This window comes from Aeromonas sp. YN13HZO-058 (genome assembly GCF_001921245.1).
Taxonomy (GTDB): Bacteria; Pseudomonadota; Gammaproteobacteria; order Enterobacterales; family Aeromonadaceae; genus Aeromonas; species Aeromonas allosaccharophila.
The window spans coordinates 122518-138122 of record NZ_MQSY01000052.1; the positions used below are offsets into that span (position 1 = coordinate 122518).

The 15605-nt window shown below is 58.5% G+C and carries 12 protein-coding genes; 2 read left to right on the top strand and 10 right to left on the bottom strand.

Annotated features, from left to right (window positions below; genetic code table 11):
* Positions 1-12: 12 nt before the first annotated feature.
* A complete protein-coding gene (locus tag BSP75_RS12705; protein WP_075113432.1) occupies positions 13-1443 on the bottom strand; it encodes a sodium:alanine symporter family protein in 1431 nt (476 codons plus the stop codon).
* A gap of 701 nt (positions 1444-2144) precedes the next feature.
* Here BSP75_RS12705 and tal point away from each other — a divergent pair.
* Both tal and BSP75_RS12715 read left to right on the top strand, forming a co-directional pair.
* Positions 2145-3095: a transaldolase gene (tal, locus tag BSP75_RS12710; protein WP_042058455.1), complete on the top strand. Its 951-nt coding sequence runs from the start codon at positions 2145-2147 to the stop codon at positions 3093-3095.
* A gap of 159 nt (positions 3096-3254) precedes the next feature.
* Positions 3255-3437 carry a DUF3545 family protein gene (locus tag BSP75_RS12715; RefSeq protein ID WP_005338547.1) on the top strand — a complete coding sequence of 61 codons (183 nt, stop codon included), beginning with the start codon at positions 3255-3257 and terminating at the stop codon, positions 3435-3437.
* A 333-nt stretch (positions 3438-3770) separates the two neighbouring features.
* Here BSP75_RS12715 and accA read toward each other — a convergent pair whose 3' ends face one another.
* From accA to bamA, 9 genes are all read right to left on the bottom strand, one after another.
* Positions 3771-4721 carry an acetyl-CoA carboxylase carboxyl transferase subunit alpha gene (accA, locus tag BSP75_RS12720; RefSeq protein ID WP_042657956.1) on the bottom strand — a complete coding sequence of 317 codons (951 nt, stop codon included), beginning with the start codon at positions 4719-4721 and terminating at the stop codon, positions 3771-3773.
* Between the two features lie 15 nt (positions 4722-4736).
* Positions 4737-8216 carry a DNA polymerase III subunit alpha gene (gene dnaE, locus BSP75_RS12725; protein WP_075113433.1) on the bottom strand — a complete coding sequence of 1160 codons (3480 nt, stop codon included), beginning with the start codon at positions 8214-8216 and terminating at the stop codon, positions 4737-4739.
* Between the two features lie 38 nt (positions 8217-8254).
* A complete protein-coding gene (gene rnhB, locus BSP75_RS12730) occupies positions 8255-8845 on the bottom strand; it encodes a ribonuclease HII (protein ID WP_033136106.1) in 591 nt (196 codons plus the stop codon).
* 119 nt (positions 8846-8964) lie between these two features.
* Positions 8965-10104: a lipid-A-disaccharide synthase gene (lpxB, locus tag BSP75_RS12735; protein WP_075113434.1), complete on the bottom strand. Its 1140-nt coding sequence runs from the start codon at positions 10102-10104 to the stop codon at positions 8965-8967.
* Positions 10097-10888, bottom strand: coding sequence for an acyl-ACP--UDP-N-acetylglucosamine O-acyltransferase (gene lpxA, locus BSP75_RS12740; RefSeq protein WP_083617161.1), 792 nt, complete (start codon positions 10886-10888; stop codon positions 10097-10099). The genes lpxB and lpxA overlap by 8 nt, the downstream gene beginning before the upstream one ends.
* Positions 10889-10893: 5 nt before the next feature.
* Positions 10894-11355: a 3-hydroxyacyl-ACP dehydratase FabZ gene (gene fabZ, locus BSP75_RS12745; protein ID WP_005338559.1), complete on the bottom strand. Its 462-nt coding sequence runs from the start codon at positions 11353-11355 to the stop codon at positions 10894-10896.
* 24 nt (positions 11356-11379) lie between these two features.
* A complete protein-coding gene (gene lpxD, locus BSP75_RS12750) occupies positions 11380-12399 on the bottom strand; it encodes a UDP-3-O-(3-hydroxymyristoyl)glucosamine N-acyltransferase (RefSeq protein ID WP_075113454.1) in 1020 nt (339 codons plus the stop codon).
* Positions 12400-12402: 3 nt separating this feature from the next.
* Complete coding sequence (locus BSP75_RS12755) at positions 12403-12915, bottom strand: OmpH family outer membrane protein (protein ID WP_005338563.1); 513 nt, start codon at positions 12913-12915, stop codon at positions 12403-12405.
* A 149-nt stretch (positions 12916-13064) separates the two neighbouring features.
* Positions 13065-15596 carry an outer membrane protein assembly factor BamA gene (bamA, locus tag BSP75_RS12760; RefSeq protein WP_075113435.1) on the bottom strand — a complete coding sequence of 844 codons (2532 nt, stop codon included), beginning with the start codon at positions 15594-15596 and terminating at the stop codon, positions 13065-13067.
* Between the last annotated feature and the right edge of the window lie 9 nt (positions 15597-15605).

A 15605-nucleotide genomic window follows, 5' to 3' on the forward strand; every position in this document is an offset into this window, starting at 1 on the left:
ACTCACCGCTTGTTATTTTTTGGTCGGATTGTCCCAGATCCCCTCTTCCAGCTGGGAGCGGATCTCGGGGTATTTGTTGGCATCGAAGGTAGGCACCTTGCCCAACCGGAGCTGGTCGTTGTAATCCTTGGCCAGCTTGATGGCGACGCTGGAGAGCAGCAGGATCGCCACCAGGTTGACGATGGCCATCAGCCCCATAGAGACATCCGCCATCGCCCAGACAATCGGCAACTCACCCACGGCACCGAACATCACCATCCCCAGCACGAACACCCGGAACAGCATCAGACCGCCCTTGTGGTTGTGCTCGAGGAACACCAGATTGGTCTCGGCATAGGAGTAGTTCGCCACGATAGAGGTGAAGGCGAAGAAGAAGATGGCTGCCGCAATGAAGATGTTGCCGCCGCTGCCAATCTGGGAGGAGAGCGCCCGCTGGGTCAGCTCGACACCGGTCACGCCGGAGCCCGGCTCAAACTGACCGGACATCAGGATGATGGCGGCGGTACAGCTGCAGATGACGATGGTGTCCATAAAGACCCCGAGCATCTGCACATAACCTTGAGAGGCCGGATGCGGCGGATAGGGGGTGGCGGTCGCCGCAGCGTTGGGCGCAGAGCCCATCCCCGCTTCGTTGGAGAAGAGACCGCGCTTGATGCCGTTGATCATCGCCTGGGAGATGGCATAACCCAGCGCACCGGAACCCGCCTGTTCAATCCCGAAGGCGGACTTGATGATCAGCATGAAGACATGGGGCAGCTCGGTGATGTTCATCGCCACGATCACCAGCGCCAGCAGGATGTAAGCCAGCGCCATAAAGGGCACCACCAGCTCGGCAAAACGGGCGATGCCACGAATGCCGCCGAAGATGATAAGGCCGGAGAGCGCCACCAGCGCCAGCCCGCTGACCCAGTCAGGAATGCCAAACGCCACCTTCATCGCCAGACTGATGGAATTGGCCTGCACCGCGTTGAACACCAGACCAAATGCCAGGATCAGGCAGAGGGAGAACAGCACCCCCATCCAGCGCATGCCGAGGCCCTTTTCCATGTAGTAGGCCGGACCACCGCGGTAGTTGCCATCCTCATCCTTGACCTTGTAGAGCTGGGCCAGGGTGCTTTCCACAAACGCCGTCGCCATACCGATAAAGGCGATCAGCCACATCCAGAAGATGGCACCGGGGCCACCCAGATAGATGGCGACGGCCACACCGGCCAGGTTGCCGGTGCCGACACGGGCGGCGAGGCTGGTACAGAGAGCCTGAAAAGAGGAGATGCCCGCATTGTCCGATTTGCGGCTGTTTCTCAGCACGGAAAACATGTGGCCAAAGTGACGGACCTGGATAAACCCCAGGCGGAAAGTGAAAAAGATACCGACCCCGATCAGCAGGTAGATGAGCACGGCTCCCCACATCAGGTCGTTTAGCATCGCAATCAAGGTGTCCATAATTCTCTCGTTGTTATTCACATCCATGGTCAGTCTGCGCTGACCGTTTTCTGTCTGTCGTTTAATTAGCGTTTCGCTAAAGGGGCGGAATCTAGCACAGCGGGAGAGCCCGGAATAGTGATCCCGATCACTCGGGACACAAAAAACGAACGGTAAAAGCCCATAAAGCTCCATTTAAATCGCAAACTTTCAACAAACTCAATAATCTAATCAGGCAGGCCACCATTAAGCCCCATAAGAGAACCACTTTGATATATCCCTGATGAGTTATCCGAAAACGCAAACGCTTGCCTGAAATGGCTTTCAAACGGGGATATTTCGCCAAACGTTTTCTCTGTAATTAAATTTCAAGTACGCAACAGGACAATTTGTGTGATCGACGACACAAATATGGATATTGGCTAAAAAAGTTGAGCCGGAAGCAAACCGGAAAAGCCTGCAGAAACAAGATAAAAAACCTTATAAATCATCCACTTTAGCTCATTGAAACGGAATGAATGGCCAGCCTGAATATTTAACAACCAAGCGCCCCTATTGCAGGATGCACCACATAAGTATTAATTAGGCAGGCAATGACGATGGGCCGCCCCCATCGCGCTTTTCTGAGCCTGAGGCACCAAGATCCTGTAATTTTATTTCAGAACCACCGTCTCAAGCCCGCAACCCAGGGATGATTCCCTCATTAAGAGATGATATTCGCTATGGCCGATAAATTAACCCAGCTGAAAGCCCTGACCACTGTTGTTGCCGACACCGGTGATATCGAAGCCATCAAACGCTATCAGCCCATCGATGCCACCACCAACCCCTCTCTGGTTCTGAAGGCCTCCGAGATCCCCGAGTACGCTCCGCTGATCGAAGACGCCATCAACTGGGCCAAAGCCCAGAGCCAGGACAAGGCACAGCAAATCATCGACGCGGGCGACAAGCTGGCCGTCAACATCGGTCTGGAAGTGCTGAAAATCGTTCCGGGCCGTATCTCCACCGAAGTGGATGCCCGTCTCTCCTTCGATACCGCTGCCAGCATCGCCAAAGCACGCAAGCTGATCCGTCTCTACAACGAAGCGGGTATCAGTAACGACCGCATTCTGATCAAGCTGGCCTCCACCTGGGAAGGCATCCGTGCCGCCGAGGTACTGGAGAAAGAGGGTATCCAGTGCAACCTGACCCTGCTGTTCTCCTTCGCCCAGGCCCGTGCCTGTGCCGAAGCCGGTGCCTTCCTGATCTCCCCGTTCGTGGGTCGCATCCTCGACTGGTACAAGGCCAAGCACAACCGTGACTACACCGCCAGCGAAGATCCGGGCGTAGTGTCCGTCACCGCCATCTATGACTACTACAAGCAGCACGACTACCCGACCGTGGTGATGGGCGCCAGCTTCCGCAACACCGGCGAGATCCTGGAACTGGCCGGTTGCGATCGCCTGACCATTGGCCCGGCCCTACTGGAAGAGTTGAGCAAGACTGAAGGCGCCGTGGTTCGCAAACTGGACTACACCGGTGAGCGCAAGGCCAAGCCGACTCCGATGACCGAAGCCGAATTCCGCTGGGAACTGAACCAGGACGCAATGGCTCACGAGAAGCTGGGCGAAGGCATCCGCATGTTCGCCATCGACCAGGGCAAGCTGGAAACCATGCTGGCAAGCCGCCTGTAATCTGTTCTTTTTTCTGAAAAAACCGGGCCCCTACCAAGGGGCCCGGTTTTTTTTCATGGGCTTTTTTAGCTCTGTCATAGAGTCGTCACGAAAACGTTTTAATTTCAGATTCGTTATGTTATACGGGTGGTGAAAACGATAAAAACCAAGGAGGGAGCCATGGAAATGTTCAACTTCGATTATGACGAGGTGGTTGAACTCGGTTCGCGTAGCCGCGGGACAACGGGAAAAAAACGTAAATGGCGTGAGATCGAGGCGTTGAAAGACAAGCACCGCCTGCAGAAGGAGCTGCAATCCATCGATATCGCCTATGAAGGTCTTACAGACGAGATTGAACTGTAATACCGCCAGACACCTGTAAAAGCGTCCCGCACAGCCGGGGCGCTTTTTTATGCCGAAATCGGATGATTAAAGCGGCTGGTCATGCCAGCGCGAGCGATGCCACGGGATACTGCAGACACGAGACAGACCGACGACAGACAACGCGTGCAGCCCTCCTCTTCCAGCGCCCTGACCGCCCTCGCCAACGGCATGGCATACCAACCCTCCCCTCACCCGCGAATGCAGGCCTGCGCCGTTTCAGGGCGTGTTGGGGCACTCACCGCAAGACTGGTGATCAGCAATAAAAAGCCCCCGTCGATGACGGGGGCCTGGATGCTCAAGGTCAGGCTGCGCTTAGCAGTAGCCGTAGCCCAGCAGACGCTGGTAGCGCTGCTCCAGCAGTTGCTCGGTCTCGAGCGGACGCAGGGCGTTCAGATCCTGCTGAATGCGGTCTTTCAGACGCTTGGCCATCTTTTCCACGTCGCGGTGGGCGCCGCCGAGCGGCTCCTCGACGATATTGTCGATGAGTTTCAGCTCTTTCAGACGCTGGGCAGTAATGCCCATCGCTTCAGCAGCCACGGAGGCCTTGTCGGCGCTCTTCCACAGGATGGAGGCACACCCTTCCGGCGAGATGACGGAGTAGGTGGAGTACTGCAGCATGTTGACGCGGTCACCCACGCCAATGGCCAGCGCACCGCCGGAGCCGCCCTCACCGATCACGGTGCAGACCACCGGCACGGTCAGACCGGCCATCACTTTCAGGTTGCGGGCAATCGCTTCGGACTGGCCACGCTCTTCGGCACCGACGCCGGGGTAAGCGCCCGGGGTGTCGATAAAGGTGATGATCGGCATCTTGAAGCGCTCGGCCATCTCCATCAGACGCAGGGCCTTGCGGTACCCTTCCGGACGCGGCATGCCGAAGTTGCGCTTGATCTTCTCTTTGGTCTCGCGACCCTTCTGGTGACCAATCACCATCACCGGCTCGCCGTCGAGGCGGGCGATGCCGCCGACGATGGCCTTGTCATCGGCATAGGCGCGATCGCCAGCCAACTCGTCGAAATCGGTGAAGATATGCTCGATATAGTCAAAGGTGTAGGGGCGCTGGGGATGACGCGCCATCTGGGATACCTGCCAGGCACCCAGATCACCGAAGATCTTCTTGGTCAGCTCTTCGTTTTTCTTCTCCAGCCGGCGGATCTCGTCTTTCAGATCCACGGCGTGATTGCCTTCACTCACATGTTTGAGTTCATCAATCTGCGCCTGCAACTCGGCAATCGGCTGTTCAAAATCCAGAAAAAGACTCATAGGGCCTTAGAACCTCTAATCAAAAACCAATTCAACCCGCTCTCGTCCAAGCAGGACTCGCAAGTCATCTATCAGTTGATCGGTGGGCGTCACCCGCCACTCGGTACCGAGCGTCAATCGCACCCGGGAGCCGGGGCGACGATAGTTTACCTGAACCGGACAGACTCCGGCACGGGCGGGCTCCAAAATCTCGCACAAACGCGGGAAAAAGCGATCATCAATCCGCTGTTCATCGAGGGAGATGCGGATTGCTCTGGCAAAACGCTCCCTCGCATCGTTGATATCCAGTAATTCTCGAGCAGACATTTTAAGGCCACCGGAGAAGTCATCAAAGCTGACCTGTCCAGAAACCACCAAAATGCGGTCTTTTTGCATCAATTCTTCATATTTTTCCAGCGCTTCACTGAACAGGGTCACATCGAGGCGACCGGAACGGTCGTCCAGGGTGAAGATCCCCATCTTGTTGCCACGCTTGGTCACCATGCTGCGGGCCGCAATCACCAGTCCCGCCGCCGTGGTCACGGTATCGCGGGAGGTGGGATGCAGCTCGCACAGGCGACCCGAGGTATAACGGCGCAACTCGCTGCTGTACTGGTTGATCGGGTGACCGGTGAGGTAGAGCCCGAGGGTCTCGCGCTCCCCTTCCAGCCACACCTTGTCAGGCCAGTGCGGCACGTTGGCAAACGCCTTCTTGACGTCGTCAATCTCTTCGGTAAGCACGCCGAACATGTCGACCTGCCCCACCGCCTGTGCCTTGGCGTGCTGCTCGGCGGCCCGCATTGCCTCCTCCAGCGTCGCCATCAGGGCGGCGCGGTGGGGGCCGAGCCGGTCCATGGCGCCGGAGAGAATGAGCTTCTCCATCACCCGCTTGTTAAGCTTCTTGATGTCGACCCGGTTGCAGAAGTCGAACAGATCGCGGAACGGGCCATCCTGATCCCGGGCGCTCAAAATCGCGTCGATGGGGCCTTCACCGACCCCTTTCACCGCCCCGATGCCGTAGACGATATGGCCATCTTCGTTGACCGAGAAGCGATAGCGACCGGTGTTCACATCTGGCGGGATCACCGTCAACCCCATCCGCTGGCACTCATCCACCAGGGTCACGATCTTGTCGGTGTTGTCCATATCGGCGGTCATGACCGCCGCCATGAACTCGGCCGGGAAGTGGGTCTTGAGCCAGAGGGTCTGGTAGGAGACCAGCGCATAGGCGGCGGAGTGGGATTTGTTGAAGCCGTAGCCCGCAAACTTCTCCACCAGATCGAAGATCTTCATCGCCAGCTCGCCGTCGACGCCATTTTTGATGGCGCCCTCCTCGAAACCGGCCCGCTGCTTGGCCATCTCCTCGGGCTTTTTCTTACCCATGGCACGGCGCAACATGTCCGCCCCGCCGAGCGTGTAGCCCGCCAGGGTCTGGGCGATCTGCATCACCTGCTCCTGATAGAGGATGATGCCGTAGGTCGGTTCCAGAATCGGTTGCAGGCTCTCGTGCTGCCACTTCTCGTCCGGATAGGAGATCGCTTCATTGCCGTGCTTGCGGTCGATGAAGTTATCCACCATGCCTGACTGCAGCGGGCCCGGTCGGAACAGGGCCACCAGTGCGATCATGTCCTCGAAACAGTCGGGGCGCAGCCGCTTGATCAGATCCTTCATGCCACGGGATTCCAGCTGGAATACCGCGGTGGTCTCGTAGCGCTGCAGCAGGTCGAACGACTTCTTGTCATCGATGGGGATGGCGGCGATGTCGACCGGCGGCTTGCCCTCTTTGGCAAGACGCGGGTTAATCATGCCGAGCGCCCAGTCGATGATGGTGAGGGTACGCAGACCGAGGAAGTCGAACTTCACCAGACCGGCATATTCCACGTCGTTCTTGTCGAACTGGGTCACCGGGTGATGACCCTCGTCATCGCAGTAGAGCGGCGCAAAGTCGGTGATCTTGGTGGGCGCGATCACCACGCCACCCGCGTGTTTACCGGCGTTGCGCACCACCCCTTCGAGGCGACGGGCCATGTCGATGAGGTCTTTGACCTCTTCATCCTGCTCGTAGAGCTCGGGCAGCTTGGGCTCGGCCTCGAACGCCTTGGCCAGGGTCATACCCGGATCCGGCGGGATCAGCTTGGAGATGCGATCGACAAAACCGTAGGCGTGGCCCAACACCCGGCCCACGTCCCGTACCACCGCCTTGGCCGCCATGCTGCCGAAGGTGATGATCTGCGACACCGCATCCCGGCCATACATCTCGGAGACGTGCTCGATCACCTCGTCCCGTCGATCCATGCAGAAGTCGACGTCGAAGTCGGGCATGGATACCCGCTCGGGGTTCAGGAAACGTTCGAACAGCAGGTCGAATTCCAGCGGGTCGAGGTCGGTGATCTTGAGGGCATACGCCACCAGCGAACCCGCACCCGAGCCCCGGCCCGGGCCAACGGGAATGCCGTTGTCCTTGGACCACTGGATAAACTCCATCACGATGAGGAAGTAACCCGGGAAGCCCATCTGGTTGATCACTTTCAGCTCGATGTCGAGACGCTCGTCGTACTCGCCGCGCTTGGCGGCACGCACGGCAGGATCCGGGAACAAAAACTCGAGCCGCGCCTCCAGACCCTCTTTCGACTTGGCCACCAGAAAATCTTCGGTGGTCATGTCGCCGGTCGGGAAATTGGGCAGGAAGTATTCACCCAGACGCACCGTCACGTTGCAGCGCTTGGCGATCTCCACCGTGTTTTCCAGCGCTTCGGGGATGTCGGCAAACAGCTCCGCCATCTCCTCCTGGCTGCGCAGGTACTGCTGCGGGCTGTAGCGACGGGGGCGGCGCTTGTCCATCAGGGTATAGCCATCGTGGATGGCAACCCGGATCTCGTGGGCGTCGAAATCATCGGCTGAGAGGAACACCACCTCGTTGGTGGCAACCACCGGCAGCTCGAACTCGGTGGCAATGGCCACCGCCATGTGCAGGTAGACCTCTTCGTCGGGTCGACCGGTACGCAACAGTTCGAGGTAATAGGCATCGGGGAAATGGGTCTGGTAGAAGGCGAGACACTGCTCGGTCATCTGCCGGTTGCCCTTGAGCAGGAACTTGCCCACATCCCCCTCGCGGCCGCCGGAGAGCACGATCACCCCCTTGGCATGATCGCTGAGCCAGCTCTTGTCGATAACCGGGCGCCCCTGCACATGACCGCGCTGGTAACCGCGGGAGATGAGCAGGGTGATGTTCTGGTAGCCATCGTTGTCCATGGCGAGCAAGGTAAGACGGAACTGCTCGTCGCCGAGCTCATCACTCTGCACCCAGAAGTCGGCACCGACGATGGGTTTGATCCCCTTGCCGTGGGCCGAACCATAGAAGCGCACCAGACCGCACATGTTCATCTGATCGGTCAGCGCCAGCGCCGGCATGTTGTTGGCCGCTGCCGCCCCGACGATGGGGTTGATCTTCTGCAGGCCATCGACCATGGAGAAGTCGGAGTGGACTCGCAGGTGGATAAAACGGGGTTCAGCCATCGTCATCTCCTCTCGCTGCTCAAACTAAATGGCATGGTCTACTCGATCCCCAGTGCGCGGCGCACCGGTTTGAAACTTTTGCGATATTCGGGCAACGGGCCACGCTCGGCCAGAATGGCAAGGTGCTCAGCGGTCGGATAACCCTTGTGACGGGCAAAGCCATACTCGGGATGGCGGCTGTCCAGCTCGGTCATCTCCGCATCGCGGGTCACCTTGGCCAGGATAGAGGCGGCGCTGATGGCGGCCACTAGGCTGTCGCCCTTGACCACGGCGCGCGCTTCCATCGGCAGAGCCGGGCAGCGGTTGCCATCGATAAAGACCAGCTCGGGGGTGACTTTGAGCCCTGCCACGGCGCGCTGCATCGCCAGCATGGTGGCGTGCAGGATGTTGAGCTCGTCGATCTCCTCCGGAGTGGCGCGACCGATAGCCCAGGCGAGCGCCTTCTCCCTGATCTCGTCAAACAGCGCCAGCCGTTTCTTCTCGGAGAGCTTCTTGGAGTCAGCCAGCCCGACAATGGGGTTGGCGGGATCGAGAATGACCGCAGCGGTGACCACGTCACCCACCAGCGGGCCACGGCCCACTTCGTCCACACCGGCAACCAGCTTGTCGTCAGGAATATCGATCATCATCTTGTAGCCTTGAATCAAAACAGGCCCCGCGGGGCCTGACAGGGGTTCGACTGGCGCGGCATCACCGCTCGAAAACGGATTAACGGGTAGCACGGCGCAATCGACGGTCCGAAATAGCGTTATCTGCCGAGCAGATCAGCCACCGCGTCGGCGGCCTGCGAGTCGGCATTGCAGCGGATCAGCTGGTGCAATTCGGTGAAGGTGTTGACCAGCGCACTGTTGTCGTGCTCGAAGTACTTGCTCACCTCTTCCACCAGATTCTCGGGGGTGCACTCGTGCTGGATCAGCTCCGGCACCAGCATGCGACCGGCGAGCAGGTTGGGCAGAGAGACAAATTCGGTCTTCACCAGTCGCTGGGCCAGCCAATAGCTGAACGGCTTGAGCTTGTAGCCCACCACCATCGGCTTTTTCACCAGCATGGCTTCGAGCGCCGCGGTGCCGGAGGCCAGCATCACCACGTCGGCGGCGATCATCGCCTCACGGCCCTGCCCTTCCAGCAGCACCATGTCGAGATCCGGCGCCAGCTCGGCCTTGATCGCCATAAACTGTTCGCGCCGTTTCTGGTTGACCAGCGGTACGATGAAGCCGAGATCCGGATAGCGCACCGTCAGGTGTTTGCACGCCTCGAGAAACAGGGGGGACATAAAGCCCACTTCTGCGGTGCGGCTGCCCGGCAGTACTGCCAGCCAGCGGCGATTGGCATCAATGCCGAGATTGCGACGCACTGCGGCCTGATCCGGCACCAGCGGAATATCGTCCGCCATGGTGTGACCGACAAAGCGGCAAGGGGCGTCGAAACGGTCGTAGAAAGCTTTCTCGAACGGCAGGAAGGCGAGCACCATGTCGGTGGCGGCCTTGATCTTGTGAATGCGGTTCTGGCGCCAGGCCCACACCGAGGGGCTGACATAGTGAACCGTCTTGATACCGGCGCGGCGCAGTTTCAGCTCCACTCCGATATTGAAATCCGGTGCATCCACGCCGATGAAGATATCGGGCGGATTGGCAATAAAGTGGCGCAGCAGTTCGCGACGGACCTTGAGGATGCGCGGCAGACGGCCCAGCACCTCGGTGATCCCCATGACGGAGAGCTCTTCCATCTCGAACAAGGCCTTGACGCCGAGGGCCTGCATCCGCGGCCCGGCAATCCCTTCGAACTGCGCATCCGGGTAGCGGGCTTGCAGCTCGCGCAACAGACCGGCAGCCAGAATGTCGCCGGAGACTTCTCCGGCGACGATACCGATACGAACCGGATCAGGCACGGATGATCCCGCGCTCGTTGTCTTTGAGGAAGTCCACATAGAGCTGGACGGCCGGCTCGACTTGCGCCATCTCGATCAATACCGGCAGCACCTCTTCGATGGTCTTGCCGGAGCGGAAGATCTCTTTGTAGGCACGCTTGACGGCGGAGATGGCCTCAGGCGTATAACCGCGACGACGCAGACCTTCGGAGTTGACCCCGAACGGCTTGGCGTAGTTGCCGGCAGCCATCACGTAGGGCGGCACGTCCTTGTTCAGGGCGGCGCAGCCACCGACGAAGGCGTGGGAACCAACACGGCCAAACTGGTGAATGGCGGAGAGACCACCAAAGATCACGAAGTCACCGATCACCACGTGGCCCGCCAGGGTCGCGTTGTTGGCGAAGATGCAGTTGTCACCGATGATGCAGTCGTGGGCAACGTGGACGTTGACCATGAACAGGTTACCGCTGCCCACCTTGGTCAGGGATTGATCCTGAACAGTGCCGCGGTGGAAGGTGCAGTTCTCGCGAATGACGTTGTTGTCCCCAATCTCGAGGAAGGTGCGCTCACCGGCGTACTTCTTGTCCTGGCAATCCTCACCGATGGAGGTGTGCTGGAAGATCTTGTTGCCACGGCCAATCTTGGTCGGGCCCTTGATCACCACATGGGAACCTACCCAGGTGTTGTCACCGATTTCCACCTCGGCGCCGATGACAGAAAAGGGGCCGATTTCAACCCCTTTACCGATCACGGCAGACTCATGGACGATGGCAGTATCGTGAATGATGGCAGTCAGGTCGATCACGTGTGTTAAACCTCGCGTTTGGCGCACATCAGCTCGGCGGTACAGACCACTTCACCGTCGACGGTAGCGACACCGGTGAACTTGGCAATACCGCGACGCTCTTTCAGGAACTCCACGTCGAGCACCAGTTGGTCACCGGGGCCGACCGGGCGCTTGAAGCGAGCGTTGTCGATTGAGGCAAAATAATAGAGTTCGTTTGGAGACGGCTTGCCCACCATGGTAAAGGCCAGGATACCGGTGGCCTGTGCCATCGCTTCCAGGATCAGTACGCCCGGGAACACCGGCTTGGCCGGGAAGTGCCCCTGGAAGATCGGCTCGTTGAACGAGACGTTCTTGATGGCGCGCAGAGTTTTGCGCTCATCGCTGATCTCGTAGTCGTCCACACGATCCACCATCAGGAACGGATAACGGTGGGGCAGCAGATCCATGATTTCCTGGATACCCAGGCTCTTCTTTTCAGTAGTCAAAACAGTACCCTATACCAATCGTGATTATTCTTGATCCAGCTTCTTCTCAAGCTTGCTTAACCGCTTGTGCATCTCGTCGATACGCATCACCCGGGCGGCGGTCTTGCGCCACTCTTTATTGGTTTGCAGAGGGATGCCGGAAGAGTAGACACCGGGCTCGGTAATGGGTCGCATCACCATGGCCATACCGGTAACGGTGGTCTGGTCGCAGATCTCCATATGCCCGTTAAAGACGGAAGCGCCGCCAATGATACAATATTTGCCGACCTTGAGACTACCAGCCATCACGGTGGAGCCCGCCACGGCGGTGCCGTAACCGATCTCCACGTTGTGGGCGATCTGGCACTGGTTGTCGATGATGACGTTGTCAGCGATACGGGTATCTTCCAGCGCACCACGGTCAATGGTGGTACAGGCACCGATCTCGACCCGGTTGCCAATGGTCACGCCGCCGAGCTGGGGGATCTTGATCCACTCGCCACGCTCGTTGGCATAACCGAAACCATCGGCGCCGATCACTGTGCCGGATTGAACCAGACAGTCGGTACCCATGGTCACATTGTGATAGAGGGTGACGTTGGCCCACAGCCGGGAGCGGGCTCCCAGCCGGGTATCTTTGCCAACAAAACAGCCCGGACCAATGCGTACATCGTCACCCAGCACGACGCCGGATTCGATCACTGCATTGGCACCGATGGCCACTCTCTCGCCCAGTTGCACGTCAGCCGCGATGACGGCGCTCGGATGGATATCCGTGGCCGGCTGCGGGGTAGTGTCCAGCAGTTGGGCTACCCGGGCAAAGCCCACATAGGGGTCTTTGAGCACCAGGGCATTGGTGGGACAAAATGGCAGATCCGCTTCTGTAATGAGCACGGCAGTCGCCTTGCTCTGCTCCAGATAGTGCCGGTACTTTTTGTTGGACAGGAAGGTGATATCCCCCTCCCCGGCCTTTTCCAGTGTCGCTACCTTGCGGATTTCCAGGGTTCCGTCGCCATGGACCTGGGCCCCCAGTTGCTGGGCCAGCTGTGCGAGAGTGAATGCCATCAATTAGTTGCTCTTGCTTACCTGAGAAATAACCTGGCCGGAGATGTCCAGCTTGCTGGCGGCATACGGGGCGGCATTGCGCTCCAGCACCAGATCGTAACCATTGCTCTTGGCGATGGAATCGATGGCTGCCTGTACCTTGGTCAGGATCTTGTTGCGCTCTTCGGACTGACGGCGACCGTTGTCCTGTTCAAACGCCTGACGCTTCTGGTTGAACTCCATCTGCAGCTTGGCCAGTTTCTCCTGGTTCTGCTTCTTCTGCTCGGCGCTCATGAAGGCTTCATCCTTGCGGAACTTCTCGACCAGCTTCTGGCCTTCCTGTTCCAGCTTCTGCAGCTCACGCATGCGCGGCTCGAATTCGCCTTTCAGCTTGGCTGCAACGGCTTCACGCTGGGGCAGCTTTTGGAAGACTTCGCCCATATCCACCACGGCGATCTTGGTCTCAGCGAAGGCAGAACCCATGCCGGCAGCCATCAGTGCAAAGCTCAAACCAGCTACTTTCAACGCTTTATTCACACTTACTCCTTGTTCCCTCATGGCGAGGGCTACCTGATTTACCCGATTATGCAAGCGGCGTTAGGACCGTCTTGTTACCTGGTGAGGCACGCATACCGCGCGTCCCATCATTGAAGACCCCCACCGCATGGGTGGGGGCGATACTCTGCTTAGAAAGTACGACCGATGTTGAAGGAGAAGACTTCGGTACGATCCCCTTCGTATTGCTTGATTGGCTTGGCCAGGGCGAACACCAGCGGGCCCATCGGCGAGAGCCACTGCAGGGAGACACCGGCAGAAACCCGGATATTGCCCGGGTTGGAGTAGTCCTGGCTCAGATAGTTGCAATCAGCACCGGCGGTACAAGGGTATGTCCCGTTGGCAAAGTCAGTGCTCCAGACGGTACCAGCATCCATAAAAATGGTGGAACGGATCTGCGGACGATAGGTCTCGGAAACGAACGGGGTCGGGAACACCAGCTCCAGTGACGCAACAGCCAGGGCGTTGCCGCCCACCGAGGTATCAGAACCCTCGTAACTGCCAGTCTCGCAAGGTTGATTGCCGGTACAAGTCCCTGAGCCCGGTTTGGTGTAGGTCTTGTAGATCGCCTTGGGACCAATGGTGTTGCTCTTGAAGCCACGTACCGTATCGAAACCACCGGCATAGTAGTTCTCGAAGAATGGCAGCATTGAGTCGTCGCCATAGCCGTTACCGTAGGAGACACGCCCTTTGCCGATCATCACCCAGTTGTGGTCCGCATCGAGCGGGAAGTAGTGAGCATCTTCGGCGGAGAGCTTGTAGTACTGCAGCTCCATGCCCGGCACGGTCACCTTGGCGTTGATACGCTGACGATCACCGGCGGTCGGGAACATCCCCTTGTTCAGGGTGGAGCGAGTCCAGCCAGCTGTCACATCGACGGTCACGAAGTCGAGGTTGGAGCCGTCTTGCGAGTAGATATCCCAGAACTGATCCATCTGCACCGACTGGCGGTTGTCATTCCACTGATCCCAGCAGTAGGTATTACCATCACTATCCGGGTTGTCCTTCAGACACTCCTGATAGTTCTGGGCATTGAATGACGGACGGCTCAGCTTGGTGCTCTCGATACCGGTACTGAAGTCGAGACGGTTGAACTCGTTGACCGGGAAGCCGCTGGAGAGACGGAAACCGATGGTTTCGTTCTCGTAATCGACGATATCGGCATCATCGGCGCGGAACTGGTTGTAGTAAACCCGACCACCCAGGCTGACACCATCCACGGTGAAATAGGGGTCGTTGTAGCTCAGGTCAACGTTCTTGGAGTAGTCGTTGGTGCTGGCGTTGATGGAGACCTTTTTGCCGGTTCCCATAAAGTTGTCCTGGGAGACCCCCGCCTGCAGGCTCAGACCTGACTCGGTACCGTAACCGATACCGGCGTTGATGGAGCCCGCGGGCTGCTCCTTGACCTTGAAGTCGAGGTCAACCAGGTCATCGTTGCCCGGCACTCGCTTGGTATCCACTTCGACGCTCTCGAAGTAGCCAAGGCGGTTGAGACGGCTCTTGGACTGCTCGATGTTGTCGGAGGAGAGCCAGGTGCCTTCCATCTGACGCATCTCGCGACGCAGCACCTGATCTTCGGTGGTGGCGTTACCGCTGAAATTGATGTTGCGCACATAGACACGGGGGCCCGGTTCCACGTTGACGATCAGCTCCACTTCCTTGGTCTTGTCATTAACCTGCGGGAAGGTGACCACTTTCGGATAGGCATAGCCGTAACGGCCGAGGAACTTGGAGAGCACCTCTTCGGTATGGGTCACCTGGCTGGCAGAGTAGGTGCTGCCGGCAGCGATCGGGATCAACCCCTTCATCTCGCCACCGCGATCGATCAGATCGCCTTTGAGCTGGACACCGGAGACCTTGTACTGATCCCCTTCCTTGATGTTGAGGGTGACATAGACGCCCTTCTTGTCCGGGGTCATGGAGACCTGGGTTGACTCCTGCTGGAAGCGGATATAGCCGCGATCCATGTAGTAGGAGCGCAGAGTCTCGATATCACCGGCCAGCTTCTGCTTCTGATAGCGCTGATCGGCGGTGAAGTTCCACCAGGGCACTTCGTCGCGCAGGGAGAGCTGGGCGATCAGCTTATCTTCCGGGAAGACGCTGTTGCCGACGATGTTGATCTGCTGGATCTTGGCCGCTTCCCCTTCCACGAAGGTGAACTTGAGGTCGACCCGGTTGCGCGGCAACGGGGTGACGATGGCCTTGACCTTGGCGGAGTATTTACCCACGCCATAGTAGAAATCTTCCAGTCCCTTCTCGAGGGAAGTCAGCACGGTGCGATCCAGCGGATCACCCACTCGGATACCGGAGGACTCCAGACTCTGGGTCAGTTGCTCCTCTTTGATATCCTTGTTGCCGGCAAACTCGATGCTGGAGATGGTCGGACGCTCCTTGACCATCACCTGCAGCACCTGGCCGTCACGGTAAACCTTCACATCCTCGAAGTTACCCGAGGCATAGAGCTTTTTGATGGCGCTGGCCAGAGCCACGGAATCGACGGTATCACCGACCCGGATCGGCAGGTTCAACAGTGCGGCACCCAGGGTCACCCGTTGCAGACCTTCGACCTGGATATCTTGCACCACAAAAGAGGCAGGGGCCGCCTGGGCCAGGAAACTGGCACCCAGCAGGCAACTCAACACCAATGCTTTTTTAACAGCCATTTTGTTCTT

What these genes read in the sequence shown, in the direction of transcription:
- BSP75_RS12705 (WP_075113432.1), bottom strand. Translation starts at nt 1,443, where the DNA reads ATGGACACCTTGATTGCGATGCTAAACGACCTGATGTGGGGAGCCGTG.
- tal (WP_042058455.1), top strand. Translation starts at nt 2,145, where the DNA reads ATGGCCGATAAATTAACCCAGCTGAAAGCCCTGACCACTGTTGTTGCC.
- BSP75_RS12715 (WP_005338547.1), top strand. Translation starts at nt 3,255, where the DNA reads ATGGAAATGTTCAACTTCGATTATGACGAGGTGGTTGAACTCGGTTCG.
- accA (WP_042657956.1), bottom strand. Translation starts at nt 4,721, where the DNA reads ATGAGTCTTTTTCTGGATTTTGAACAGCCGATTGCCGAGTTGCAGGCG.
- dnaE (WP_075113433.1), bottom strand. Translation starts at nt 8,216, where the DNA reads ATGGCTGAACCCCGTTTTATCCACCTGCGAGTCCACTCCGACTTCTCC.
- rnhB (WP_033136106.1), bottom strand. Translation starts at nt 8,845, where the DNA reads ATGATGATCGATATTCCTGACGACAAGCTGGTTGCCGGTGTGGACGAA.
- lpxD (WP_075113454.1), bottom strand. Translation starts at nt 12,399, where the DNA reads ATGGCATTCACTCTCGCACAGCTGGCCCAGCAACTGGGGGCCCAGGTC.
- bamA (WP_075113435.1), bottom strand. Translation starts at nt 15,596, where the DNA reads ATGGCTGTTAAAAAAGCATTGGTGTTGAGTTGCCTGCTGGGTGCCAGT.